Annotated in this window: 23 protein-coding genes and 1 tRNA gene; 4 read left to right on the forward strand and 20 right to left on the reverse strand. The window is 62.9% G+C overall.

The window, feature by feature from the left end:
- A partial coding sequence (locus tag EV678_RS16550; protein WP_207222250.1) for a M10 family metallopeptidase C-terminal domain-containing protein occupies nt 1-3,406 on the forward strand: 3,406 nt, incomplete at its 5' end.
- A 51-nt stretch (nt 3,407-3,457) separates the two neighbouring features.
- On the opposite strand, the gene EV678_RS09780 is transcribed toward EV678_RS16550, so the two are convergent.
- From EV678_RS09780 to EV678_RS09845, 14 genes are all read right to left on the reverse strand, one after another.
- A complete protein-coding gene (locus EV678_RS09780) occupies nt 3,458-4,066 on the reverse strand; it encodes a hypothetical protein (RefSeq protein WP_130459396.1) in 609 nt (202 codons plus the stop codon).
- A 7-nt stretch (nt 4,067-4,073) separates the two neighbouring features.
- Nucleotides 4,074-4,436 carry a response regulator gene (locus tag EV678_RS09785; protein ID WP_130459397.1) on the reverse strand — a complete coding sequence of 121 codons (363 nt, stop codon included), beginning with the start codon at nt 4,434-4,436 and terminating at the stop codon, nt 4,074-4,076.
- Between the two features lie 136 nt (nt 4,437-4,572).
- Entirely contained in the window at nt 4,573-4,959 is a 387-nt protein-coding gene (gene gloA, locus EV678_RS09790; RefSeq protein WP_130459398.1) for a lactoylglutathione lyase, read from the reverse strand.
- 23 nt (nt 4,960-4,982) lie between these two features.
- Nucleotides 4,983-5,759 (reverse strand): M48 family metallopeptidase, encoded by a 777-nt coding sequence (locus EV678_RS09795; protein WP_130459399.1) that lies wholly within the window; start codon nt 5,757-5,759, stop codon nt 4,983-4,985.
- On the reverse strand, nt 5,737-6,480 hold the full coding sequence (locus EV678_RS09800; RefSeq protein WP_130459400.1) for a lysophospholipid acyltransferase family protein: 744 nt from the start codon (nt 6,478-6,480) through the stop codon (nt 5,737-5,739). Before EV678_RS09800 ends, EV678_RS09795 begins: the two co-directional genes overlap by 23 nt.
- Before the next feature lie 4 nt (nt 6,481-6,484).
- Nucleotides 6,485-7,033: a D-glycero-beta-D-manno-heptose 1,7-bisphosphate 7-phosphatase gene (gene gmhB, locus EV678_RS09805; RefSeq protein ID WP_014236303.1), complete on the reverse strand. Its 549-nt coding sequence runs from the start codon at nt 7,031-7,033 to the stop codon at nt 6,485-6,487.
- Nucleotides 7,034-7,055: 22 nt separating this feature from the next.
- On the reverse strand, nt 7,056-9,170 hold the full coding sequence (glyS, locus tag EV678_RS09810; protein ID WP_130459401.1) for a glycine--tRNA ligase subunit beta: 2,115 nt from the start codon (nt 9,168-9,170) through the stop codon (nt 7,056-7,058).
- A gap of 2 nt (nt 9,171-9,172) precedes the next feature.
- A complete protein-coding gene (gene glyQ, locus EV678_RS09815; RefSeq protein WP_130459402.1) occupies nt 9,173-10,102 on the reverse strand; it encodes a glycine--tRNA ligase subunit alpha in 930 nt (309 codons plus the stop codon).
- A gap of 51 nt (nt 10,103-10,153) precedes the next feature.
- A complete protein-coding gene (lnt, locus tag EV678_RS09820; protein ID WP_130459403.1) occupies nt 10,154-11,671 on the reverse strand; it encodes an apolipoprotein N-acyltransferase in 1,518 nt (505 codons plus the stop codon).
- Between the two features lies 1 nt (nt 11,672).
- Entirely contained in the window at nt 11,673-12,518 is an 846-nt protein-coding gene (locus EV678_RS09825) for an HlyC/CorC family transporter (RefSeq protein WP_014236299.1), read from the reverse strand.
- Between the two features lie 59 nt (nt 12,519-12,577).
- On the reverse strand, nt 12,578-13,036 hold the full coding sequence (gene ybeY / locus EV678_RS09830) for an rRNA maturation RNase YbeY (protein WP_130459404.1): 459 nt from the start codon (nt 13,034-13,036) through the stop codon (nt 12,578-12,580).
- Nucleotides 13,033-14,007 (reverse strand): PhoH family protein, encoded by a 975-nt coding sequence (locus EV678_RS09835; RefSeq protein WP_014236297.1) that lies wholly within the window; start codon nt 14,005-14,007, stop codon nt 13,033-13,035. The genes ybeY and EV678_RS09835 overlap by 4 nt, the downstream gene beginning before the upstream one ends.
- Complete coding sequence (gene miaB, locus EV678_RS09840) at nt 14,007-15,347, reverse strand: tRNA (N6-isopentenyl adenosine(37)-C2)-methylthiotransferase MiaB (RefSeq protein WP_130459405.1); 1,341 nt, start codon at nt 15,345-15,347, stop codon at nt 14,007-14,009. The genes EV678_RS09835 and miaB overlap by 1 nt, the downstream gene beginning before the upstream one ends.
- A 48-nt stretch (nt 15,348-15,395) precedes the next feature.
- Nucleotides 15,396-15,830 carry a hypothetical protein gene (locus EV678_RS09845; protein WP_207222252.1) on the reverse strand — a complete coding sequence of 145 codons (435 nt, stop codon included), beginning with the start codon at nt 15,828-15,830 and terminating at the stop codon, nt 15,396-15,398.
- 126 nt (nt 15,831-15,956) lie between these two features.
- Here EV678_RS09845 and EV678_RS09850 point away from each other — a divergent pair.
- Nucleotides 15,957-16,033: transfer RNA gene (locus tag EV678_RS09850), tRNA-Met, on the forward strand.
- Nucleotides 16,034-16,165: 132 nt separating this feature from the next.
- Here EV678_RS09850 and pilQ read toward each other — a convergent pair.
- The 5 genes from pilQ to EV678_RS09875 are packed head-to-tail and all read right to left on the reverse strand — an operon-like array spanning nt 16,166 to nt 21,189.
- Entirely contained in the window at nt 16,166-18,340 is a 2,175-nt protein-coding gene (gene pilQ / locus EV678_RS09855) for a type IV pilus secretin family protein (RefSeq protein WP_130459406.1), read from the reverse strand.
- Nucleotides 18,337-18,867, reverse strand: coding sequence for a pilus assembly protein PilP (locus EV678_RS09860; protein ID WP_130459407.1), 531 nt, complete (start codon nt 18,865-18,867; stop codon nt 18,337-18,339). The genes pilQ and EV678_RS09860 overlap by 4 nt, the downstream gene beginning before the upstream one ends.
- Nucleotides 18,864-19,547, reverse strand: coding sequence for a type IV pilus inner membrane component PilO (locus EV678_RS09865; RefSeq protein ID WP_014236292.1), 684 nt, complete (start codon nt 19,545-19,547; stop codon nt 18,864-18,866). Before EV678_RS09865 ends, EV678_RS09860 begins: the two co-directional genes overlap by 4 nt.
- Nucleotides 19,544-20,113, reverse strand: coding sequence for a PilN domain-containing protein (locus EV678_RS09870; protein WP_014236291.1), 570 nt, complete (start codon nt 20,111-20,113; stop codon nt 19,544-19,546). The genes EV678_RS09865 and EV678_RS09870 overlap by 4 nt, the downstream gene beginning before the upstream one ends.
- The gene (locus tag EV678_RS09875) at nt 20,110-21,189 is read right to left on the reverse strand and encodes a pilus assembly protein PilM (protein ID WP_014236290.1); all 1,080 of its coding nucleotides are present in this window, start codon (nt 21,187-21,189) and stop codon (nt 20,110-20,112) included. The genes EV678_RS09870 and EV678_RS09875 overlap by 4 nt, the downstream gene beginning before the upstream one ends.
- 162 nt (nt 21,190-21,351) lie before the next feature.
- Here EV678_RS09875 and EV678_RS09880 point away from each other — a divergent pair, with 162 nt between their 5' ends.
- Both EV678_RS09880 and EV678_RS09885 read left to right on the forward strand, forming a co-directional pair.
- Complete coding sequence (locus EV678_RS09880) at nt 21,352-23,667, forward strand: penicillin-binding protein 1A (protein ID WP_130459408.1); 2,316 nt, start codon at nt 21,352-21,354, stop codon at nt 23,665-23,667.
- A gap of 12 nt (nt 23,668-23,679) precedes the next feature.
- Nucleotides 23,680-24,036 (forward strand): DsrE/DsrF/TusD sulfur relay family protein, encoded by a 357-nt coding sequence (locus EV678_RS09885; protein WP_130459409.1) that lies wholly within the window; start codon nt 23,680-23,682, stop codon nt 24,034-24,036.
- Between the two features lie 39 nt (nt 24,037-24,075).
- Here EV678_RS09885 and cyaY read toward each other — a convergent pair whose 3' ends face one another.
- On the reverse strand, nt 24,076-24,393 hold the full coding sequence (gene cyaY / locus EV678_RS09890) for an iron donor protein CyaY (protein WP_130459410.1): 318 nt from the start codon (nt 24,391-24,393) through the stop codon (nt 24,076-24,078).
- Nucleotides 24,394-24,458 lie beyond the last annotated feature (65 nt).

Genomic DNA, 24,458 nt, shown 5'->3' on the forward strand with positions numbered 1-24,458 from the left:
CTCCTATACCCTCGGCGCCAACCTGGAGAACCTCACCCTCTCCGGCTCCGCCAACATCGACGGCACCGGCAACGCCCTCAAGAACACCATCACCGGCAACATCGGCAACAACGCCATCGATGGCGGTGACGGCGTCGATATCCTCAAGGGCGGCAAGGGCGACGACACCTACACCGTAGACATCGTCAAGGTCGGCACCGGCGCCACCGCCACCGCCGCTCTCCAGGACACCGTCACCGAACTGGCCAGCGAAGGCAACGACACCGTCGTCCTGCGCGGCACCATCGCCGACCTCACCAACCCCACCACCCTCATCGTCGGCGCCAATATCGAGAACCTGGACGCCAGCAGTACCGGCTCCACCAAGCTCAACCTCTCCGGCTCCGCCGTCGCCAACACCCTCACCGGCAACGATGCCGACAACCTCATCGATGGCGGTGCCGGCAACGACACCCTCGTCGGCGGCAAGGGCAATGACACCTACGTCATCGATTCCCTCGCCGATACCGTCACCGAAGCAGCCAGCGAAGGCACCGACACCGTCCGCGTCGCCGTCACCTCCGTCGCCGGCGGCAACACCTACAACCTCGACGACAACGTCGAGAACGCCACCCTCACCAACGCCATTGCCTTCAACCTCACCGGCAATGACCTCGACAACACCCTCACCGGCAATGCCGCCGCCAACCGCATCGACGGCGGCGCCGGCAGCGATGCCATGGCCGGCGGTGCCGGCAACGATATCTATGTGGTGGATGATCTCGGGGATACCGTCACGGAAATCCTCAATGGCGGCATCGATACGGTGGAGTCCAGCGTCACCTTCTCGCTCGGCAACCATCTGGAGAATCTCACCCTTACCGGCGCTGCCGGCATCAACGGTACTGGCAATGAACTGGCCAACACCCTCATCGGCAACAGCGGGGCCAACACCCTGACCGGCGGCGCCGGCAACGACAGCCTCGACGGCGGGGCCGGTGTGGACACCCTCGTCGGCGGCACAGGCAACGACACCTACTATGTCGATGAATCCCTGGATGTGATCGACGAACAGGGACCGGCCGCCGACATCGACTCCGTCATCGCCACGGCCTCCTATAGCCTCGGTGCCAACCTGGAGAACCTCACCCTCTCCGGCTCCGCCAACATCAACGGCACCGGTAACGCACTTAACAACACCATTATCGGCAACGACGGCAACAATGCCATCGACGGCGGGGCTGGTGTCGATATCCTCAAAGGCGGCAAGGGTGACGACACCTACACCGTGGACATCATCAAGGTTGGCACCGGCAGCACTGCCACCGCTGCGTTCCAGGACAGCGTCACCGAAGTTGCCGGACAGGGTAACGACAGCCTTGTGCTACGGGGTGTCGTAGGCGATCTCAGCAATGCGACCACGATCAACCTGGATGTGAATATCGAGAATCTGGATGTCAGCGCTACAGGAATCACGAAGCTCAACCTGACCGGTAACGTGAGCGACAACATTCTTACCGGCAATAGCGGTGACAACATCATTAATGGGGGCGCCGGCAACGACCAGATGAGTGGCGGCGCCGGTAACGATACCTACGTCGTTGACAGCGCGGGTGATAGCGTCAGCGAATCTGCCGGACAAGGCACCGACACCGTACAGATCAACATTTCCACTGCCGGCGGTTCCTACACCCTTGGTGAAAATGTGGAGAACGGCACCCTGGGTAACAGCGTTGCCTTTGACCTCACCGGCAACGCACTGGACAACGTTCTGACCGGCAACGACAAGGCCAATCTGCTGACCGGCGGTACCGGCAACGACACCCTCTACGGCGGTGCCGGCAACGACACCCTCAACGGCGGCATCGGCAACGACACCCTCAACGGTGGCGCCGGGGCCGGAGATATTGCCGTGTTCAGCGGCAATCATGGCGACTACACCGTCAGCTACAACAACGGGATATTTACGGTTGCCGGCGCCGATGGCACCGATACCCTGCAAGGAGTTGAATTCCTCAAGTTTGACGACAGTATCGACGTCATCCCGATCCAGACCATGCTGGGTTCCGTTGCCACGGAGATCGACAGCACACCTCCCCAGCACGCCATCGATGCCCTCGATTCAGGTTACACCTGGCAACCGACCACCATCGGTCAACCTCTGGTCATCAGCTACAGTTTCATGACTGCCGTTCCGAGCTATTACCCCACCACTGGCCCGGATCAGATTTATTCATTCCAGGCGCTGGATGCCGCCCACCAGGCCGCCATCGAAAAGGCACTGGGTATCTACGCCAGCCTGCTCAACGTCACATTCCAGGAGGTGGCCAGCGGCGGCACTCTGCAGTTCGGCTCCAATTATCAAGGCTTCTACAATTCGGCCGGCTACGCCTACCTGCCCCACGGAACCGGTACCAACAACGGCACCGACATCGGTGGCGACGTCTGGCTGGCCAATGACCAAAGCACCTTCAACCAGCTTGCCGATGGGGAATACGGTCTGGCCACCATCATTCATGAAATCGGCCATGCCCTGGGCCTCAAGCATCCGGGCGACTACGGTGCCGGCGAACCGGGCCCCTTCCTGCCGACGGCGGAGGACAATTACCTATACAGCATCATGTCCTACAACGCGGACAGCTATACCGTCTCCTACGATGGCACCTACATCTATCTGAATCCCCTGTCGCCGAGCACGCCCCAGGTATTCGACGTTGCTGCCCTGCAGGACATGTACGGCGCCAACACGGCGACCAACAACAGCAATACGACGTACACCTTCAGCAACGACCCGTTCATCAAGACGTTGTGGGATGGCGGAGGCAACGACACCATCAGCCTGGCCGGCCTGAGCCACGGCAGCGTGCTGGACCTGCATGCAGGCAGTTTCTCCGACATCAACTACGATGCGACGGGTGCGTCCGCCTTGCCAGACGGCTTCATCAAGTCCGACATCCCTGTCGGCTGGTGGAACTACCTTTATACCGGCGATGACAACTTCAACATCGCCTACGGCGTCACCATCGAGAACGCCATCGGCAGCTCCAACGCCGACACCATCATCGGCAACGAAACGGCCAACGTTCTCACTGGCGGCCTGGGTGCAGACAAGTTCGTGTTCGAGGACAATCCGGTCATGGGCGTCATCGACACCATTACGGACTTCGTCTCCGGCACGGACAAGCTGGTTTTCGAGAACAGCGTATTCACCGCCCTGGGCACGGCGACCGGCACGCTGGCGGCAACCATGTTCGCCAGCGGCGACAATCTGGCAGGAGGACTGGACGCAAGCGACCGCTTTGTCTTCGACTCCAGCGACGGCAGTCTCTACTACGACGTGGACGGTTCCGGTGGTGCCGATGCAATCCTCATTGCCCAGCTCACCGGCGTCACCAACCTGAAGGCCAGCGACATCCAGATCATCTGAGGCCTGGACAAAAAAAGGGGGCGCAGCCTTGCGGTTGCGCCCCCTTTGTATTCAGGCGGAGCGGATGTGCACCAGCGCCGGATCATCCCAGTGTTCCAGCAGGATGCGGCGCACCCGGTCCTGCCAGAGGTGGCGGAAATCACGGCCGTCCGCCTCGCTGGCTTCGCCGCTGAGCAGGGCCTGGAGCAGGCCGCCCATACGGGGATCGGGAGGGACGGAGGACAGGTCGAGACTCAGGGTGACGGCGCTGCCGTCGTCCAGGCGCCGGAAGGTGAACGTGCCGCCACCGCCCTGGCCGAAGGCCAGCAGGTTGCGGCGCGAGTGCTGGCCGGCCAAGCCCTTGAAACCGCCGCTGCCGGCGGCGCCGGTGAGCAGGGTAAGCACGCTGGCGATGACGCCGGTGACACCCTCGTCCAGGGAGTCGCCGCAACTGACGTGGAAATTGCCCCGCCGGGGTACTTCGCTCCCGTACAAGCAGCCCAGGGCGCGGCTGGCGAGCAGGTAGGCGCCGGCCACCGTGGGGCAGGAATGGCCGGCCAGGCGCACGGCATCGGCATAGCGGTATTCGATGAGGCCGCCTTCCGCCGCCCCCAGGAACTCGGCCAGGGGATCCCGCAGCAGGATCGGCGGCACCTGGGCGAAGAAGGCGGGGAAGGTCATGCTCCGCTCAGCCGCCGACGAGGGCCATGGCTTCGGCGACGGAAACCGGCGTCACCGGCTTGCGCACGAACTGCACCGCAAGGGCGGCCGCCTTGTCGCGGATGGCATCCTGGATATTGGCGGTGAGCAGGGCCAGCTGGGCCGTGCTGCCCTGGGCCCGGACCCGGGAGGCGAACTCCAGGCCGTCCATGCCGGGCATGTTGTAGTCGATGGTCATCAGGTCGAAAGCCTGTCCATCGCACTTGGCCAGGGCCTCGTCGCCGGTGCCGGCCTCTTCCACCGTCCAGTCCGGATGCTTGTCCAGCATGATGGCGCGGATCATCATCCGGCTCACCCGGCTGTCGTCCACCACCAGAACGCGCTTGCTCATTTCCTTTGTCTCCACTGTCAGGGGCAGTCTAGCGGGGCACCTGGCCCTGCCGCCTTGATCCAAATCGGCTTTGAGGATCGCCCATAACCCCCGCCGTCGCCAAGGAGGAAAATCACACCCTCCCGGCCGCCCAGGGCTAGCTGTGCTTCTGGATCAATTCGATCTTGTAGCCGTCCGGGTCTTCGACGAAGGCGATGACGGTGGTGCCGTGCTTCATCGGGCCGGCTTCCCGCACCACCTTGCCGCCCCGGGCCTTGATGGCGGCGCAGGCGGCGTAGGCATCGTCCACTTCCAGGGCGATGTGGCCGAAGCCGTTGCCCAGCTCGTAGGCGGGGGTGTCCCAGTTGTGGGTCAGTTCGATCACGGCGCCCTCGCTTTCCGGGCCGTAGCCGACAAAGGCCAGGGTAAAGCGGCCATCGGGGTAATCCTGGCGGCGCAGCTGCTGCATGCCGAGGACCTCGGTGTAGAAAGCCAGGGAACGGTCCAGGTCGCCGACCCGGAGCATGGTGTGCAATAAACGCATGAAAAACTCCTGCTGTTGAAGGATCACCAGCGCGGCAGGGTCTGGGCCAGACGCTTGAGCTCGGCCCGGGCCTGCTGGTAATCGGGATAAAGTCGCTCCACCACGGACCAGAAACGGGGCGAGTGGTTCATTTCCCGCAGGTGGGCCAGCTCGTGGGCCACCACGTAATCGACCACCGCCAGGGGAAAGTGGATGAGGCGCCAGTTGAGACGGATGCCGCTGACGCGGCTGCAGCTGCCCCAGCGGGTGCGGGCCGAACTGAGGGCCAGGGGCGGCGCGGCGACACCGAGCAGGGGTGCGTAATGATCCAGGCGCTCGGCGAACAGGGTACGGGCCCGCGCCTTCAGGGCCATCTCCAGCAAGGGGCGCGGATCCTTGGCTTCAGGCAGGCATAGCTGGAGATGCCCGTCGATCCAGGAGATGCGGGCAGGGCCGGCCGTGATGCGCACCGATATTACCTCTCCAAGCAGGGGCAGGGACATGCCGTCGCTCACGCTGACCGCCGTCTGGATCTGGCGCTGGCGCCATTCCTCCAGCTTGCCCAGGACCCAGTCCTGATGCTGGTGGATCAGCTTCTCCACCTCCCGCACGGAAGCGCGCAGGGGCGCACCGACCCGCAGGCCCCGGTGGTCGATGGTGAGGCCGATGGTGCGCCGGCGGCTGCGCCGCAACTCGTAGGGAATCAGTCGTTCGCCGAGCAGCACGGCGGCGCCCCGGGCGTCCGCCGGCGGCCGCTCTGCCGGATCGCGAAAGAGGGCCAGTTCGAGCTGGGGGGAATCAGGCCTGCTGGGACGACCCATCGCAATAACGGTGCGGGGAGATGCGGTGCATCTCGCCTTCGATCCAGGCTTCCACCTGGCGGTTCACTTCTTCCACCGTCAGGCCGCTGGCGTCGATGGCCGGACCGAAGCTGATGGTGACGGTGCCCGGCTGCTTGATGAAGGCATTGCGCCGCCACACTTCGCCGGCGTTGTGGGCCACCGGCACCACCTTGGCCTTGGCCTGCACCGCCAGGTGGGCGCCACCGGGCTTGTAGCGCTTCTTCTGGCCCGGAGCGACGCGGGTGCCCTCGGGGAAGATGATGACGCTGATGCCACGCCGCAGCAGGGCCGTGCCCTGGTCGGAAACCTGGGCCAGGGCATCCATGCCGGCCTTGCGGTCGATGGCGATCATGCCGATGGCCTTGAAGGCCCAGCCGAGGAAAGGCAGCAGCAGCAGTTCCTTCTTCAGCACGAAGACCATGCGCGGGAACCACTGCTGCAGGGCCACGGTTTCCCAGGCGGACTGGTGTTTGGAAAGCACCACCACGGCCTCGTCGGGAATGTTCTCGATGCCGACGACCCGGGTACGGATGCCCAGCACCCCGCGCACCAGAAGGCCGAGGAAGATGGAACGCCAGATGTCGATCAGGACGTAGGCGGTGTTCACATGGAACGGCGCGACGACACAGACCAGAGCGCCGAAGAAGGCAATCAGGGGGACCGACAACAGGGTGAACAACAGGGAGCGGATCAGGGCCATAGGGTCAGTTCTTGCCGTTGCCGAGCAGATGATCGACGGCGGCGGAGAGATCGGGGAAGACTTCGGTGGCGTAGGGCAGGTCGCCCTCTTCCTGGGTTTTCTCACCCTTGCCGGTGAGCACCAGGATGGGGGAAGCACCGGCCCGGGCGGCGGCCTGCAGGTCGCGCAGGGAATCGCCGATGGCCGGCACGCCCTTCAGTTCGGCGTTGTACACCGCGGCGATGCGCTGGAACATGCCGGGCTTGGGCTTGCGGCAGTCGCAGCCCGCATCGGCGGCGTGGGGGCAGTAGAAGATGGCGTCGATGCGCCCGCCCGCCGCCGCCACGGTCTTGTGCATCTTTTCGTGGATGGCGTTGAGGGTATCCATGTCGAACAGGCCGCGCCCGACGCCGGACTGGTTGGTCGCCACCACCACCCGGTAGCCCGCCTGGTTCAGCTTGGCGATGGCTTCCGGGCTGCCGGGAATGGGCTTCCACTCGGCCGGGCTCTTGATGAACTGGGCCGAGTCGAAGTTGATGACGCCGTCCCGGTCGAGGATGACAAGTTTCTTCATGGTTGCGTGCGCTCCGCGAAACTCAGGCCGACAGCTTGGAAATGTCCGCCACCTGGTTCATGGCCAGGTGCAGGGTGGCCAGCAGGCCGAGGCGGTTGGCCCGCAGGGCGGGGTCTTCCGCATTGACCATGACGTCGTTGAAGAAGGTATCCACCGGCGCCTTGAGGGCCGCCAGGGACTGCAGGGAGGCGGCGTAGTCGCCCTTGGCGAAGGCCGCATCGGCAGCCGGCTTCACCTCGGCCAGGGCCTGGGCCAGGGCCACTTCGGCGGCTTCCTGGAGCAGGGCGCTGTCGATCTTGGCGGCGACGCCACCTTCCACCTTCTTCAGGATGTTGCCGACCCGCTTGTTGGCGGCGGCCAAGGCTTCGGCTTCCGGCAGGGCGGCAAAGGCGCGCACGGCGGCCAGGCGCTTGGGGATGTCGCCCAGACGCTGGGGCCGCTGGGAGACCACGGCATCCACTTCCTGGGCGCTGTAGCCCTGCTCCCGCAGGCTGCCGGCGAGGCGGTCGTAGATGAAGTCGGCCAGGGCCTCGTTGGCGGCCTTGAAGCCTTCCACCTGAACGAAGGTGGCGGCGGCACCGGCCAGCAAATCTGAGAGCGGCAGGGCCAGGTCGCCTTCAGCCAGCATGCGGATCACGCCCAGGGCGTGGCGGCGCAAGGCAAAGGGATCCTTGTCGCCGGTGGGAATCTGGCCGATGCCGAAGAGGCCCACCAGGGTTTCCAGCTTGTCGGCCAGGGCCACCACGGTGCCCACATTGCCCCGGGGCAGGCTGTCGCCGGCGAAGCGGGGCTTGTAGTGGTCCTCGATGGCGTCGGCGATGTCGGCGGAAAGGCCGTCATGCAGCGCGTAGTAGCGGCCCATGATGCCCTGCAGTTCGGGGAACTCGCCCACCATGTCGGTGAGCAGGTCGGCCTTGGCCAGCAGGGCAGCCTGTTCGGCCTGCAGCGCCAGGGCGTCGCCGCCGAGCTGCTGGCCGATGGCCTTGGCGATGGCGCAAACCCGCTGCACCCGCTCGCCCTGGGTACCCAGCTTGTTGTGATAGACCACCTTGGCCAGGCCGAGGACGCGGGATTCCAGGGTCTTCTTGCGGTCCTGGTCGAAGAAGAACTTGGCGTCGGCCAGACGGGGGCGCACCACCCGCTCGTTGCCGCCGATGACGGCGGAAGGATCGGCCGGGGCGATGTTGCTCACCACCAGGAACTGGTTGGTCAGCTTGCCGCTGGCGTCCAGCAGGGGGAAGTACTTCTGGTTGGCCTTCATGGTGAGGATCAGGCATTCCTGGGGCACGGCCAGGAACTCGGCTTCGAACTTGCCGATCAGCACATTGGGACGCTCCACCAGGGCAGTGACCTCGTCCAGCAGGGCCTCGTCCTCGATGGGCTTGAGATTGGGGCCGGCCTTGGCCGCCGCGGCTTCGAGCTGGCGCACGATCTCGGCGCGGCGCTCGGCAAAGCTGGCGATGACGGCGCCGTCCCGCTTCAGGGTATCGGCATAGCTGTCGGCGTCGGCGAAGGTCACCACTTCCTTGGCCGCTTCGAAACGGTGGCCCAGGGTGGTGTTGCCGGAGGTCAGGCCGAGGATGGCGAGGGGCACCAACTCGCTGCCGTGCAGGGCCACCAGACGATGGGCGGGGCGCACGAAATTGACACTGGTCCAGCCGTCCTGCAGCTGGTAGCTCATCACCTTGGGAATGGGCAGGGCGGCCAGGGCCGCTTCCAGGGCCTTCTGCAGGCCTTCGGCCAGGGCGGCACCCTTGGCCAGGCTGTCGTAGTACAGCACCTCGGCCTTGCCGTCGTTCTCGCGGCGCAGGCTGGGGACGACGGAGGCGTCAGCACCCAGGGCCGCGAGCTTCTTCAGCAGGGCCGGGGTGGCGTTGCCGGCAGCGTCCAGACCCACGACCACGGGCATCAGCTTTTGCACCACGGGCTTGTCGGCGGCCACGGCCAGCACGTCGGTCACATGGGCGGCCAGACGGCGGGGCGAGGCGTAGGCGGTGACGGCGGCGGCTTCGGGCGCCAGGCCCTGGGTCTTGAGGGACTGGGCCAGGCTCTGGGCGAAGACTTCGCCCAGCTTCTTCAGGGCCTTGGGCGGCAGTTCCTCGACGAACAGTTCAACGAGCAGATTCTTGGCGGACATGATCAGGCGACTTTCTTGGCGTTCTGTTCTTCAAGCTTGGCCAGCACTTCGGCGGACCATTCCTTGGGCGCCATGGGGAAGCCCAGGCGGGCGCGGGAATCCAGGTAGGACTGGGCGACGCTGCGGGCCAGGTTGCGGATGCGGCCGATGTAGGCGGCCCGCTCGGTGACGGAAATGGCGCCCCGGGCATCCAGCAGATTGAAGGTGTGGGCAGCCTTCAGCACCTGCTCGTAAGCCGGCAGGGCCAGCTGGGCCTGCATCAGGTGCTGGGCCTGCTTCTCGTGGGCACCGAAGGCGGTGAACAGGAAGTCGGCGTCGCTGTGCTCGAAGTTGTAGGTGGATTGTTCCACCTCGTTCTGGTGGTACACGTCGCCGTAGGTGAGGCCTTCGGTCCACTTCAGGTCATAGACGTTTTCCACGCCCTGCAGGTACATGGCCAGACGTTCCAGGCCGTAGGTGATCTCGCCGGTGATGGGCTTGCAGTCGATGCCGCCGACCTGCTGGAAGTAGGTGAACTGGGTCACTTCCATGCCGTTCATCCACACTTCCCAGCCCAGGCCCCAGGCGCCCAGGCTGGGGTTTTCCCAGTCGTCCTCGACGAAGCGCACGTCGTTCTTCTTCAGGTCAAAGCCCAGGGCTTCCAGGGAGCCCAGGTACAGCTCCAGGATGTTGTCGGGAGCGGGCTTGAGCACCACCTGGAACTGATAGTAGTGCTGCATGCGGTTGGGGTTTTCGCCGTAGCGGCCGTCCTTGGGCCGGCGGGAGGGCTGCACGTAGGCGGCCTTCCAGGGCTCGGGGCCGATGGCCCGCAGGAAGGTGGCGGTGTGGCTGGTGCCGGCGCCGACTTCCATGTCGTAGGGTTGCAGGAGGGCACAGCCCTGTTTGCTCCAGTAGTCCTGCAGACGCAGGATCACTTCCTGAAAGGTAGGCATGGGTATGGGGTTCGCCAAAAAGCGTTCGAAATTTGTCGGAAACGTTGGATTTTACTGGGTTTCCCGCCGCCGTGCCAAAGCACCTGCAGCCAGGAGAAGGGTCGCCAGAAACAGGGCCACCGTATTGCCGGTGCGGGCAAAGGGCGTCAGCCCCTGGTAACCCCGCACCTCGGCCACCAGGGCGCCCCGGGTGAAGGGCGGCAGCACGGCCTGGACCCGTCCGTCCGGGGCCACCACGGCGGTCATGCCGGTGTTGGTGGCGCGCAGCATGGGGCGACCGGTCTCCAGGGCCCGCAGCTGGGCGATCTGCAGATGCTGGGGCTGGGCCAGGGAATGGCCGAACCAGGCGGTGTTGGAGAGATTGACCAGCAGGGTGGCCCGGGGCAGGGCATGGATGATCTCGCCGCCGAAGACGTCTTCGTAGCAGATGTTGGGCGCGATCTGCTGGCCGGCCAAAGCCAGGGTCGGCTGCCGGCCGCCGCCGGAGGAAAAGTCCGACATGGGCATGTGCATGAGGTCGAGGAACCAGCGGAAGCCCGGCGGCACGAATTCGCCGAAGGGCACTAGGTGGGCCTTGCTGTAGGACTGCTGGGGACTGGCGCCGAAGCCGATGGCGCTGTTGTAGTAGCGCCGCTCGCCGCTGCTCTCGTCGGCCACCGGCACCCCCAGCAGCAGGTCGCCGCCGCGGCGGGCGGCCAGGGCCTTGAGGTCGGCGATGAACTCGGGGGGCAGCTGGTCGTAGAGGGCCGGCACGGCGGTTTCCGGCAGCACCGTCAGGTCCGCCGGATTGTCCCGGGCCAGGCCGACGTAGGTGGTGAGGGAATCGAGAAAGCGCTCCGGCTCCCATTTCAGATCCTGGGGAATGTTGCCCTGGAGCAGGGCCACCCGCAGCGGCTCGCCCACCGGCGCAGTCCATTGCACCAGCCCCAGCCCGGCGCCGAGGCCGAGCAGCAGCAAGACCAGCAGCCCAGGCAGACGCTGGCGCCCCACCACCGCCAGGGCGCCCCAGGCGCCCAGCAGGGCGGAGGCCAGGGACACGCCATACACGCCGAGCAGCGGCGCCAGGCCGGCCAGGGGCGACGGCGGCGACTGGGAGTAGCCCAGGGCCAGCCAGGGAAAACCGGTGAGCACCCAGCCGCGGGCCCATTCGGCCAGCACCCAGCTGGCAGCGAACAGGCATGCGCTTCTCCAGGATACCTTGTCGGAGAAGTCCAGCCGGCGGGCGCTCCAGGCCGCCGCCATGGGATAGAGGGCCATGTAGGCGCACAGGGCCAGGGTGGCCAGGGCGGCCACCGGCAGGGGCATGCCGCCGACGTCGTGGAGGCTGACATAAACCCAGGAGACGCCGCCGAGGAATTGGGCCAGGCCGAAGGCGAAGCCGCGCCAGGCCGCCGCCCGGGGCGACGGCGCCCGGCTCACCAGGAGGAACAGGGCGCCCCAGCTGAGCCAGGCCAGCCAGAAGACAGTGAAGGGAGCGAAGGCGCCCACCCCCAGCAGGCCGGCGCCGGCCGCCAGCAGACGGGCCCGCCCGTCGCTGCGTACTACGGAGAGAAAAGCGGCGATTCCCACCTTATTCGGTATCGCCGATGGTGCGGGGCGTATCCACCAGCAGGGTATACAGACGCCGGCTGTCGGCCCGCAGGACCTGGAAGCGGACGTGGCCCACCTCCACCACTTCGTTGCGCTTGGGCACCCGGCCCAGGTGGTGCAGCAGCATGCCGCCGACGGTGTCGAAATCGTCGTCGGGGAAAGTGGTGCCGAAGGCGTGGTTGAAGCTGGCGATCTCGGTCTGGGCCTTGACCCGGTAGCGACCGGACTGGTCCAGCTGGATGTTGTCCACCGTCTCGTCGAAGTCGTACTCGTCCTCGATCTCGCCGACGATCTGCTCCAGCACGTCCTCGATGGTCACCAGGCCGGCAACGCCGCCGAATTCGTCCACCACGATGGCCATGTGGTTGCGGCTGACGCGGAACTCCCGCAGCAGCACGTTGAGACGCTTGGATTCAGGGATGAAGACGGCGGGGCGCAGCCAGTTGCGCAGGCTGAAGTCCCGCTCGATGATGGAGCGCAGCAGGTCCTTGGCCAGGAGAATGCCCAGCACGTCGTCCTTGCTCTCGCCAACCACCGGGAAGCGGGAGTGGGCGGTCTCGATCACCGTGGGGATGAGCTGGTCCAGGGAGGAGTCGATGTCGATCACGTCCATCTGGGCCCGGGGCACCATGACGTCGCGGACGGAGGTTTCGGAGGCGGCCATGGCCCCTTCGATGATGGTCAGGGCGTCGGCGTCGAGCAGGTCGCGCTCGAAGGCGGAATGCAGCAGGGCGAGGAGTTGCTCCCGATCCTCGGGCTCGCGCAGGAGGAGGGAGGAAAGACGTTCGAGCAGAGTCGGTTTGGGCGAACTAGGGGAAGGGTCCATGGGCGGGGTTGGGCAACGGAAATTGGGGATGGGGAACCTGGGCGCCCCACCGGTGCCGCTCAGGCGGCGTAGGGATCGGGGTAGCCGAGGCCGGCCAGGATGTCGCGTTCCCGGGCCTCCATGTGCTCGGCCGCCGCTTCTTCTTCGTGGTCGTAACCTTGCAGGTGCAGCATACCATGCACCACCAGGTGGGCGTAGTGAGCCGCCAGGGGCTTGCCCTGCTCGGCCGCTTCCCGGGCCACCACGGCATGGCAGATGACCAGGTCGCCCATGACGACGGGCTCGTATTCGTAGGGGAAGGAGAGGACGTTGGTGGCGTAGTCCTTGCCCCGGTAGTCCCGGTTCAGCTCCTGGCCTTCGTCGGCTTCCACCAGGCGGATGGTGACCTGGCCACCCTTCATGCCGTCCACGTTGAGGGCGGCGCGGGCCCAGGCGCGGAAATCGTCGCGGCAGGGTAGGCCTTCCCGGTTACAGGCGTATTGCACCGAGAGGTTGAGGCGGCGGCTGGGCTGGTTCATGGCTTGCGTCCGTGTTCTTCGTAGGCGGAGACGATACGGGCCACCAGGGGGTGGCGCACCACGTCTTCCTTGAGGAATTCGGTGAAGGCGATGCCCCGCACTTCGCGCAGGATCTGGGCCGCTTCACGGAGACCGCTCTGGTGGCCCCGGGGCAGGTCCACCTGGGTCAGATCGCCGGTGACCACGGCCTTGGCGCCGATGCCGATGCGGGTGAGGAACATCTTCATCTGTTCCGGCGTGGTGTTCTGGGCCTCATCGAGGATGATGAAGGCGTGGTTGAGGGTACGCCCGCGCATGAAGGCCAGGGGGGCGATCTCGATGGCGCCCTTTTCGTAGAGCTTGGTCACCTTGTCGAAGCCCATCAGGTCGTAGAGGGCATCGTAGAGGGGACGCAGGTAGGGATCCACCTTCTGGGCCAGGTCGCCGGGCAGGAAGCCGAGGCGCTCACCGGCCTCCACTGCCGGCCGGGTGAGGACGATACGCTCCACCTGGTCCCGCTCGAAGGCATCCACGGCGCTGGCCACGGCCAGATAGGTCTTGCCGGTGCCGGCGGGGCCGATGCCGAAGGTGATGTCGTGATCCTGGATGTGCTTCAGGTATTCGATCTGGCGCGGCGTGCGGCCGTGCAGTTCGCTCTTGCGCGTGATCAGGGCCGGCGAGGTGGGGTCGATGCCGGCGGAACCGGCCCGGGCCGGCTGGTTCAGCAGTTCGATAAGCCCCAGCTGGATGTCGTCCACCGACAGGGGCTCCCTGGCCTTGGCGTAGAAGCGGCTGATGGCGTCGGAGGCACGGCGGGCCTGGGCGACGGAACCGTGGAAGGTGAAACGCTCGCCGCGGCGGGTGATGGTCACATCCAGGGCCGTCTCGATCTGCCGCAGGTTCTCGTCCAGGGCGCCGCACAGGTTGGCCAGGTACTGGTTGTCCACCGGGGACAGGAACAGCTCCAAGGGCCGGGTTTTGCTCGCACCCATCAGGCGGCCACGCCTTCCCGGGTGACGATCTCACCCCGCAGGGAATGGGGCAGGGCCGAAGTGATGGTGACGTCCACGAAGTGGTTGATGAGGCGGGGATTGCCGACGAAATTGACCACCCGGTTGTTGTCCGTGCGGCCGGCCAGCTCGCTGGCATCCTTCTTCGAGGTACCTTCCACCAGCACCCGCTGCACCGTGCCGACCATGGCCTGGGAAATGGCCATGGCCTGCTCCTCGATGCGCTTTTGCAGACGAGCGAGGCGGGCCAGCTTCACATCCTGGGGCGTGTCATCTTCCAGTTCCACCGCCGGGGTCCCGGGGCGGGGGCTGTAGACGAAACTGAAGGAAGTGTCGAAGCCCACGTCCTCGATCAGTTTCATGGTCTTCTCGAAATCCTCCTCGGTCTCACCGGGGAAGCCGACGATGAAGTCGGAGCTGAGGGAAATGTCGGGCCGCGCCACCCGCAGCTTGCGGATGATGCTCTTGTATTCGATGGCGGTATAACCGCGCTTCATCACCGCCAGCACCCGGTCGGCGCCGGCCTGCACTGGCAGGTGCAGATGGGAGACCAGCTTGGGCACCTTGGCGTAGGTGTCGATCAGGCGCTGGGTCATTTCCCGCGGGTGCGAAGTGGTGTAGCGGATGCGTTCGATGCCGGGCATCTCGGCGATGTACTCGATGAGCATGGCCAGGTCGGCGACCTCGCCGCCAAACTCGCCTCGGTAGGCATTGACGTTCTGTCCCAGCAGGGTCACTTCCTTCACCCCTTGCTGGGCCAGGCCGGCCACTTCGGTGAGGATGTCCTCAAAGGGGCGGGACACCTCAGCGCCCCGGGTATAGGGGACGATGCAGAAGGTGCAGAACTTGGAACAGCCCTCCATGATGGAAACGAAGGCGGTGGCCCCCTCCACCTTGGCCGGGGGCAGCGCATCGAATTTCTCGATTTCCGGAAAGGAAACATCCACCGCCGCCTTGCCCTGGCTCTTCCGCTCGGCAATCAGCTGGGGCAGGCGGTGCAGGGTCTGGGGACCGAAGACCACGTCCACATAAGGCGCCCGGGCCACAATGGCGGCACCTTCCTGGCTGGCGACACAGCCACCAACGCCGATCACCAGATTGGGATTGAGCTTCTTCAGGTGCTTGACCCGGCCCAGGTCGTGGAAAACCTTCTCCTGAGCCTTTTCACGCACGGAACAGGTATTGAAGAGAATGATGTCCGCCTCTTCGGGGTTGTCGGTCTTTTCCAGGGGTTCGGACTGGTTAAGCACATCGGCCATCTTGTCCGAGTCGTACTCGTTCATCTGGCAGCCGAAGGTTTTGATGTAAAGCTTTTTGGACACGGGATCGCTACGTATAGGTGATGAAGGCCGGAATGGCCGGAAGCTGCATCAGTTGGAGGAGGCTGCCGCAGTGCCGGCAGTGCCCATGGTAGGCAAAGTGGGCAATGGCAGCGGTTGGGCCGGAATTTTCCGGGGATTCAGGTTCGCATATTCAGCCGCAGACAGGATCCAAACGCGGATCACATCGCCATTTACATCCACCTGATACCGCACGGGCACCCCACCGCTAACGGATGCCAGTACATCGGGCATCCGGATCAGATTGTCTGTTCCGCGAATCTGCGCCCCTGGCGCCAGCCGATACAGATAAGCGCCAATGGCAATCTGACCATTGCTCACTCCCTTGAGTTCGCCAAACGACGCCCCATCAGGAATGGCTCGCATGATTTCACCCTGCGCCTGCACCGCCATGGCGGACAGCAACGACAAGAGCAACAGAAATCTTCGTAAATTCATCGGATTATTATACAGCACGAAAACCACCCGCCTTGTCAGGCCGGAATCCAAACGCCCCCCAAGCGACACGACGCTGGATAGTTGACCTGGAGCGCCCTGAAAGATAGAATCGCGCACCTTGGATTGGGGTCGCACGCGGCCGCCAAACAATATGGTGATGTAGCTCAGACGGTTAGAGCGATGGATTCATAACCCATAGGTCGGCAGTTCGATTCTGCCCATCACCACCAAACACCAAAGAAAATGGCCCGCATTGCGGGCCATTTTCTTTTGCTCGTCCACTCAGCACTCCCCTGCCCAGCAGGTTGCCATTTCAGCGCACCCCGAAGCGGCGGCCATCACCAGACGGCCGCCGACGAGCTTTAACGCAAAGCCAGGTCGCCAGAGACAATTTTCGGCGTAATGAAAATGAGCAGCTCCACCTTGTCTCGATCCGTCCGGGTATTGCGGAACAGGAAGCCGACATAAGGCAGGTCACCCAGGAACGGGATACGGCTGGTGGCCTGATTCTCGGTTTCCTCGTAGATACCGCCAATTACTACGGTACCGCCGTTCTCCACCAGGATGTCCGTCTTGATGTGTTTGGTCTTGATGGCGATCACATTGCTGGCAATGGTGGTATCGGGAACATCCTTGTTGATATCCAGAGACATGATGACCCGGCCATCAGGCGTAATCTGGGGCTTCACCTTCAGGGACAGATTCGCCTTCTTGAACATCACGGCGGTGGCCCCGGAACTGGTAGCCTGCTGGTAGGGAATTTCAATACCCTGCTCAATGATGGCCTCTGCCTGATCCGAGGTCATGACACGAGGGCTGGAAACCACCTTCCCTTTGCCATCCACTTCCAAGGCCGACAGTTCCAAGTTGAGGAAGCGGGTAGCACTGGGATTGAAAAGGACCAGCGAGAAAGCTCCGGCTTGGGAACCCTTGATTGCACTAGCAGGCAAGTTAACGCTAGTCGCAGAATTATTGTAGGTGGCCGAATTATCCAGCATCACCTTCGCAGGCCGGGTAATGGTTTCGATACCTGTCGAGGCATCAATGGTACGGCTAATTACGTTCTGATAGGTCTCCCGCGCCTGATCCAGCATGCTGCCGCCAATCCGACTTTGCAGACGCCCCGTTCCATTGACTGGATTGCTGATGTCATTAAAACCAAGTCGAACGCCGAGGTTCTTACTGAAGTTGTCTGTCGCCTCGACGATTCGGGCCTCGATCAAAACCTGCCGTACCGGCACGTCGGTTTTCGCAATGATTTTGCGCAGTTCCTCAAGCCGGGTGGGAGTGTCCTGAATGAACAAAGTATTGGTTCTTGGGTCCATCACCGCGCTACCGCGCTTGGATAGAATCCGTTGCTTTTCATCGGTCAGGACCTTATGGAAAGCCTCTGCCCGTTGATAGTTCAATTGAAAGGTTTCTGTCTTCAACGGCTCAACATCACTGATCTGCTGCTTGGCCTGAAGTTCCAGCTCTTCCTTCTTCAACAACTCATCTTTCGGGGCAATGAGCAGAACAGTTCCCCGCCGACGCTTATCCAATCCACCTCGTTCCAGAATCAGGTCAAACGCCTGATCCCACGGAACATTTTGCAGGCGCAGGCTGATCGAGCCGGACACGGTATCCGACATCACGACGTTGTAGCCAAATTCCTCACCCAGCGTCTGCAGCAACTGTTTTACCGGGGTGTTCTGGATATTGAGGGATATCTTGTCACCACCATACTCATGCGGGCCGCCGGAACGGGCCAGTTTGTTCGGATCTTCAGAAACGGCCTTAACCTCAATGACAAACTGATTTTCAGCCTGGTAGGCCTGATGTTCCCAGAGCCCCTTCGCCGAAATTGCAACCCGAGCATTGCCGGCCTGCGGCATTGCCGTGACACTGGTTACAGGCGTGGAAAAATCGGTCACATCGATCTTCTGGGCCATGTGTGGCGGCAGAGTTGCCTTCTGGAACTCGACAATTACCTGCTCCCCTTGCTGGCGCACATCCACGCCAACATTGGCATCACTGAGATCAATGACCACCCGCCCTTCCCCGCCCGCCCCTCTCCTAAAATTAATCGAGCGGATCGCGTGGGTAGTCGCCGCGTATTTTGACTCGGCAAACTGACTGACCTTGTTGTCAGCCACAATCGCCCCGGTCACCTTCGTCAGCGTGACGTAAACCTGATTGCCCTCTAGGCGCGTTTCGTAGGCCATGGGCTGATTCAGGTTCAGAACCAACCGGGTCCGCTTATCGGACTGAACAACGTTATAGCCACGAATACCGCCGCTGGACAACTGCTCGGCATTTTTACCGAGGCTGTTTTCCGTATCCGGGAAATCCAAAGCCACGCGCGCCGGGCTGGCAACGCTGAAACTGGCAGGGATAGCAGCCAGCGGATTTTTTAAAGACACCTTGAGCGTTACGGAGTCGCCCTGGGTTGCTACATTAATCGCTTCAATCGCGTTGGATTGAGCCACCCCATAGGCGGAGAAGGATAGCAATCCCAGCAGGGATGCAACCTTCAGGATCTGTTTATAAAACTTCATTTTCCGTCCCCCGTTTCCTGGAGTTGTAGCGAGCTGACACGCTCCACCCAATCACCAGAACTTTCCTGAACCAACTCACGCAAAACAATCTGCGTTTCATCAATATTGGTAATGATCCCAAAGTTCTGGCCCATGTAATTCCCGATCTTTACCTGGTGCAGCGAACTGTCAGCCAGAACAATCCCATTTGCCAGCTTTCCCCGATAGAGGAAGCCCACATACTTCAGCGATTCAAGCGGATAAGCTTCCAAGGCCTCCTTCGGGCGATTGAAGTCCGGCAGCAGCCCGCCTCCGCCCGCTTTGTTGGCCGGGTTCAGCTTGGCTGCCTTGAATGGATCAATATTGCCGGCGGCATCGTAAGCAACGGCTTCATAAGGCTTCATCTCAGGAAGAGGGGCCACTCGCCCTTTCAAATCCTTGGTGGATTCTTGCATCCACTGCTTCAAGTCCTCGTGCTCACCATCCCCGCATCCGCCAAGAGCCAAAACGAGCACACTTGCACCGATCGCCAGACGACGGTTACTCATTTTTTGCCTCCCGCAGCTTTCTTCGCAGCTTCTTGTGCCGCCTTCTTCTGCTTGGCGACCTCTTCTTCATCCAGATAACGGAAGGTTTTGGCAATAGCCTCCATGCTGAGGCTGCCATCTTTTTGAGGGGCGATTGCGATGTTGTTGAGCGTAACGATACGAGGCAACCTGCCAATATCCTCGGCAAAAGCACCCAAATCGTGGTAATTCCCGGTCAATTTTACGGAAACAGGAAGCTCCGCATAAAATTCCTTAAGCGCCTCCTGACCAGGCTTGAATAACTCAAAGGAAAGCCCCCGCCCCAAACCGGACTGATTGATTTCCACAAGAAGGGATTCAACTTCCGCCTTGTTTGGCAGTTGTTTCAGCAATGCGCCGAACGAGCGGTCAATTTCATTGAGCTGCTGCTCATAAAGGCTCAAGTTGATTGTCTGGCGCTTTTTGCTGACATATTCGTCCTTGAGTTTCAGCTCTTCCTCTCGCCGGCCATCGAGCACACCATACTGCTCACTCCAGACGACCACGTAACCTGCAACCAACAGGCCAACAAAAAGTCCAATCAGCACGGCAAACCTTGGTACAGCCGGCCAGGCTCCAATATCATTGGGGTTAAGGTTACGAAAATCCTGTGCGATTTTTTCAAAGTTCAGCGCTGGCAAAGAGATTTTTGGCTTATTCATTTTTTCTCCTTGGCCGTATCCGAAGACTCTCGCGTCAACGTCAAGGTCATGCTGAACTCGCTCAAACGCCGACGCGCCACATCTACCGACTTGATTTCAATCAGATTGGGCTTCTCCATCCATTGGGAAGCCTCCACGTTACGCATCAACGTCGAGACTCGAGCATTGGACTGGGCCAAGCCGGTGAGAGTTACCTGCCCCCCCTCCTGCTTGATCGACTTCAGATAAACCCCCTCAGGCACCTGAATCGCCAACTCGGAAAGAAGCCGAACTGCTTCGGCACGATCGCGCTGCAGGGACTCGATAACCTGCTTGCGCGCCAGCAAGGCCTGGGTTTTCTCACGCAACCCCTTGATCAGATCAATATCCTTGTCCAGGCTGGCAATTTCCTTTTTCAGGAAGGCATTTTTTTCTTCCTGAACGCTGATATAACCACCAATCACGGTATAACCAAGGAAAATAATGAGACATGCCAAAACGGAGATTAGCCCCGCCAAAGCATAAAACTGCTGCCGCCGCGCCTTGCGCTTTTCCTCGCGGTGAGGAAGAAGATTTATTCGAATCATTCTTCAAACCTCCGCAAGGCCAAGCCACAAGCCACCATTAGCGAAGAGGCATCATTGACCAGGTTGCGCGGCCGGACGCGGTCCGAGACGGACATGCCGGCGAAGGGATTGGCGACCAGGCAATTGACCTGGGTCCGAGTGGCCACCACTTCGTCCAGCCCGGGAATGGCCGCACATCCACCGGCCAGAACCAGATGATTGACCTGGTTGTACTGGGTGGAAGTGAAAAAGAACTGCAGGGCCCGGGAGACTTCCAGTGCCAGGCTTTCCATGAAGGGACGCAACAGTTCGGCTTCGTAGTTCTCCGGCAGGCCGCCGTTGCGTTTGGCTGCATCGGCCTCTTCGAAGCTCATGCCGTACTGGCGGACGATGTCCTGGGTCAGCTGGGCGCCACCGAAGGCCTGCTCCCGGGCATAGACCTGCTGGCCATTACGCATCACCGTCAGGTTGGTGACGTTGGCGCCGATATCCACAATCGCCACCACCTGGTTCTTCCCCTGGTCCGGCAACTGGCGCTCGATCAGTTCGAAGGCGGCGAGGGCGGCATAGGACTCCACGTCCATGACCGCTGCCTTGAGCCCGGCCGCCTCGGCCACGGCCACCCGGTCTTCCACCTTTTCCTTGCGGGAGGCGGCAATCAGCACTTCCACCTCATCCGGCGAGGACGGGGCGGGACCGATAACCTGGAAGTCCAGGTTCACTTCCTCCAGGGCGAAGGGAATGTACTGGTTGGCCTCGGATTCGACGAGTACTTCCAGTTCTTCTTCCCGCTGTCCGGCCGGAACGATGATCTTCTTGGTGATGACGGCCGCGGCCGGCAAGGCCATGGCTACCTGACGGGTGGAAGTACCCATGCGTTTCCACGCCCGCTTGACGGATTCCGCCGCGGCTTCCAGATTGACGATATTGCCATCCGCAATGACGTCCCGGGACAGCACTTCGATGGTATATCGCTCTACGCGGAAACCATCCTTGGCATTACCGGAAAGCTCGACCATCTTGACGGCGGACGAACTTATGTCCAGACCGATCAAGGGCTTGGCCTTCGGATTGAATATCGAGAGGTCGAGCTGCAAACCGGACTCCCCAAAAAAGTCCCTTTAAATATATATAGTTAGGGACAATACAGATAATTTACTTTAGATGCTAGCAGCAACTATAGAGCATGTAAAGCGAATTAACCCCGGCAAAAGGGCCGGCGTATAATCCGCGTTTCCCGTCGTTACAGGTCTGCCCCTTTGCCTGCCCTGCCCTCCCTCCCCCCGGCCCTGCGCTGGATTCTCTATCCCGTCTTCATCGTCGCCGGACTCGCCGTCATCGGTGCCGCCCTGGCGGGTATGGTGCTGATCCTGGCCTATCCCAACCTGCCTTCCCTGGAAGTCCTCACCGATTACCGGCCGAAGATTCCCTTACGTGTTTACTCGAGTGACGGCGCCCTGATCGGCGAATTCGGCGAGGAGCGCCGGGCCCTGGTGCGCATCCAGGACGTGCCCCCGGTGATGAAGCACGCCATCCTGGCGGCCGAGGACGAGCGCTTCTACCAGCACGGTGGCGTGGACACCCTGGGGGTGTTGCGGGCGGCGGTGGCCAACCTTTCCGGCGGTGGCAAGCGCCAGGGAGCTTCCACCATCACCATGCAGGTGGCGCGCAACTTCTTCCTCTCCAGCGAGAAGACCCTGTCCCGCAAGTTCTATGAGGCCCTGCTCTCCTTCAAGATCGAGCACAACCTCAGCAAGGACGAGATTCTCCAGCTCTACATCAACCAGATTTATCTGGGCCAACGGGCCTACGGCTTTGCCGCCGCCGCCCAGATCTATTTCGGCAAGTCCCTCAACGACATCACCGTGGCCGAGGCGGCCATGCTGGCCGGCCTGCCCAAGGCCCCCTCTTCCTTCAACCCGGTGGTCAATCCCAAGCGGGCCCGCCTGCGCCAGCAATATGTATTGCGGCGCATGCACGAACTGCATTTCATCGACGACAAGCAGCACGAGGAAGCCCTGAAGCAGACCTTGGTGGTGAAGCGGGATGCCAACGAGTTCTCGGTGCACGCCGACTACGTGGCCGAAATGGCCCGCCAGATCGCCGCCGAACGCTTCCCCGACGACGTCTATACCCGCGGCCTGCGGGTGTACACCACCATCCTCAAGGCCGACCAGGAAGCCGCCTACCAGTCCCTGCGCAAGGGGGTCATGGACTACGACCGGCGCCACGGCTACCGGGGGGCGGAAGCCTACGCCGACATGAAGGAAGTGCAGACCGACCAGGACGAAGACCTGGAAGACCTGCTCTCCGACCATAATGACGTGGGCGACCTGCAGGCCGCCATCGTGCTGCAGGCCGACACCAAGACCGTCAAGGCCTACAAACGGGGAGGCGAGCTGGTGGTGCTCTCCGGCGACTCCCTCAAGTTCGCCGCCCGCATGCTGGATGACAAGGCGCCCCCCAACAAGCGCCTGAAGCGGGGCGCCATCATCCGCCTGCAGAAGGACGACAAGGGCAACTGGCAGATCAGCCAGCTGCCGGAAGTGGAATCGGCTTTCGTCGCCACCGACCCCCGGGACGGCGCCATCCGCGCCCTGGTGGGCGGCTTCGACTTCAGCCGCAACAAGTACAACCACGTCACCCAGGCCTGGCGCCAGCCCGGCTCCAGCTTCAAACCCTTCATCTACTCGGCAGCCCTGGAAAAAGGCTACACCCCGGCCACCATCGTCCAGGATTCGCCCATCGTCATTCCCGCCAGCGCCACCGGCAGCACCCCGTGGGAGCCGCATAACTACGACGGCAAGTATGAAGGCCCGATGAAGCTGCGCACGGCCCTGGCCAAGTCCAAGAACATGGTCTCCATCCGCGTGCTGCAGGCCATCGGCACCCAGTACGCCCAGGACTACGCCACCCGCTTCGGTTTCGACGCCGAGAAGCACCCGCCCTACCTGACCATGGCCCTGGGCGCCGGCTCCGTCACCCCCTGGCAGATGGTCAGCGCCTACGCCGTCTTCGCCAATGGCGGCTACCGCATCCAGCCCTACGTGGTGCGGGACATCCGGGACGACAAGGGCAACATCCTGGCCCAGGCCCAGCCGGTGCCGGTGGGCGACGAGGGCAACCGGGCCATCGACCCGCGCAATGCCTACCTGATGGATTCCATGCTGCGCGACGTGGCCATCTTCGGCACCGCCGCCAAGGCCTCGGTGCAGCTCAAGCGCCGCGACCTGGCCGGCAAGACCGGCACCACCAACGACTACATCGACGCCTGGTTCTGCGGCTACCAGGCCACCGTGGTGGGCTGCGCCTGGGTCGGTTTCGACCAGCCGAAGAAGCTGGGCAGCGGCGAGACCGGCGGCCTGGTGTCCCTGCCCATCTGGATCAATTACATGCACACGGCCCTAAAGGACGTGCCGGAGAGCTTCCAGCCGGCGCCCGAAGGCCTGGTATCCGTGGATGTGCCGAGCGAACGCTCCAAGACCGGCACCGCCAAGGAGTTCTTCTATAGCGAAAACGTACCCGCCGAAGTGCCGCCCGAACCCAAGGATGACGGCAGCAAGCCGGTGGATTGAGCGGGAGCCGCCATGCAGAACGTACTCATCATCGTGCACGCCCCGCCCTACGGCAGCGAGCGGGTGCTCTCCGCCCTGCGCCTGGCCACGACCCTGGCCGGCAGCGATGCCCGGCCGGCGGTGCGCCTCTTTCTCATGTCCGATGCGGTGGTGGCAGGTCTGGCCAATCAGGTGGATGCGGCCGCCGGTGGCGGCCTGCGGGAGATGATCGAGGCCCTGGTGGCCCAGGGCGTGCCGGTGAAGCTGTGCCGGACCTGCGCCCAGGCCCGGGGTGTGCATGAACTGCCCCTGATCGCCGGCACCGCCATCGGCACCCTGCCGGAACTGGCCCAATGGACCCTGGAGGCGGACAAGGTCCTGACCTTCTGACGGGACAGCCCCCTCTCAGGCGGCCACGCCGCCTGGCGCTCAGCGCAGGGGTACCGGCTCCCCGGCCTGCTCGGCAAGCAGGCGCTCCAGCTTGGCAAAGAGTTCGCTCCCGTCCCGGGTATCGATCCAGTTGCCGTTGTCGGGGCGGAAGTGGAAGCCGCCAGAGCGGGCTGCCACCCAGATTTCCCGGGCGGCGCCATGACGGTTGATGATCATCTTGGAACCGTCGGCAAACTCCACTTCGAGCACGCCGCCGGCACCCAGTTCGAAATCCACATCGGCCCCGCTGTTTTCCAGGCCGGCCTCGATGGCCGCCAGGGTTTTTTCCGCCAGGGCGTTGAATTCGCTTTCTTCCATTTCCGATCCATTCTGCTGTGAAGGCAAGGGTTTGGGCCCTGTGCTACCATGACCGGTCACGACAA

The sequence above is a fragment of the Azospira oryzae genome, from assembly GCF_004217225.1.
Taxonomy (GTDB): domain Bacteria; phylum Pseudomonadota; class Gammaproteobacteria; order Burkholderiales; family Rhodocyclaceae; genus Azospira; species Azospira oryzae.

What these genes read in the sequence shown, in the direction of transcription:
- EV678_RS09780 (WP_130459396.1), bottom strand. Translation starts at nt 4,066, where the DNA reads ATGACCTTCCCCGCCTTCTTCGCCCAGGTGCCGCCGATCCTGCTGCGG.
- EV678_RS09785 (WP_130459397.1), bottom strand. Translation starts at nt 4,436, where the DNA reads ATGAGCAAGCGCGTTCTGGTGGTGGACGACAGCCGGGTGAGCCGGATG.
- gloA (WP_130459398.1), bottom strand. Translation starts at nt 4,959, where the DNA reads ATGCGTTTATTGCACACCATGCTCCGGGTCGGCGACCTGGACCGTTCC.
- EV678_RS09795 (WP_130459399.1), bottom strand. Translation starts at nt 5,759, where the DNA reads ATGGGTCGTCCCAGCAGGCCTGATTCCCCCCAGCTCGAACTGGCCCTC.
- EV678_RS09800 (WP_130459400.1), bottom strand. Translation starts at nt 6,480, where the DNA reads ATGGCCCTGATCCGCTCCCTGTTGTTCACCCTGTTGTCGGTCCCCCTG.
- gmhB (WP_014236303.1), bottom strand. Translation starts at nt 7,033, where the DNA reads ATGAAGAAACTTGTCATCCTCGACCGGGACGGCGTCATCAACTTCGAC.
- glyS (WP_130459401.1), bottom strand. Translation starts at nt 9,170, where the DNA reads ATGTCCGCCAAGAATCTGCTCGTTGAACTGTTCGTCGAGGAACTGCCG.
- glyQ (WP_130459402.1), bottom strand. Translation starts at nt 10,102, where the DNA reads ATGCCTACCTTTCAGGAAGTGATCCTGCGTCTGCAGGACTACTGGAGC.
- EV678_RS09825 (WP_014236299.1), bottom strand. Translation starts at nt 12,518, where the DNA reads ATGGACCCTTCCCCTAGTTCGCCCAAACCGACTCTGCTCGAACGTCTT.
- ybeY (WP_130459404.1), bottom strand. Translation starts at nt 13,036, where the DNA reads ATGAACCAGCCCAGCCGCCGCCTCAACCTCTCGGTGCAATACGCCTGT.
- EV678_RS09835 (WP_014236297.1), bottom strand. Translation starts at nt 14,007, where the DNA reads ATGGGTGCGAGCAAAACCCGGCCCTTGGAGCTGTTCCTGTCCCCGGTG.
- pilQ (WP_130459406.1), bottom strand. Translation starts at nt 18,340, where the DNA reads ATGAAGTTTTATAAACAGATCCTGAAGGTTGCATCCCTGCTGGGATTG.
- EV678_RS09860 (WP_130459407.1), bottom strand. Translation starts at nt 18,867, where the DNA reads ATGAGTAACCGTCGTCTGGCGATCGGTGCAAGTGTGCTCGTTTTGGCT.
- EV678_RS09865 (WP_014236292.1), bottom strand. Translation starts at nt 19,547, where the DNA reads ATGAATAAGCCAAAAATCTCTTTGCCAGCGCTGAACTTTGAAAAAATC.
- EV678_RS09870 (WP_014236291.1), bottom strand. Translation starts at nt 20,113, where the DNA reads ATGATTCGAATAAATCTTCTTCCTCACCGCGAGGAAAAGCGCAAGGCG.
- EV678_RS09885 (WP_130459409.1), top strand. Translation starts at nt 23,680, where the DNA reads ATGCAGAACGTACTCATCATCGTGCACGCCCCGCCCTACGGCAGCGAG.
- cyaY (WP_130459410.1), bottom strand. Translation starts at nt 24,393, where the DNA reads ATGGAAGAAAGCGAATTCAACGCCCTGGCGGAAAAAACCCTGGCGGCC.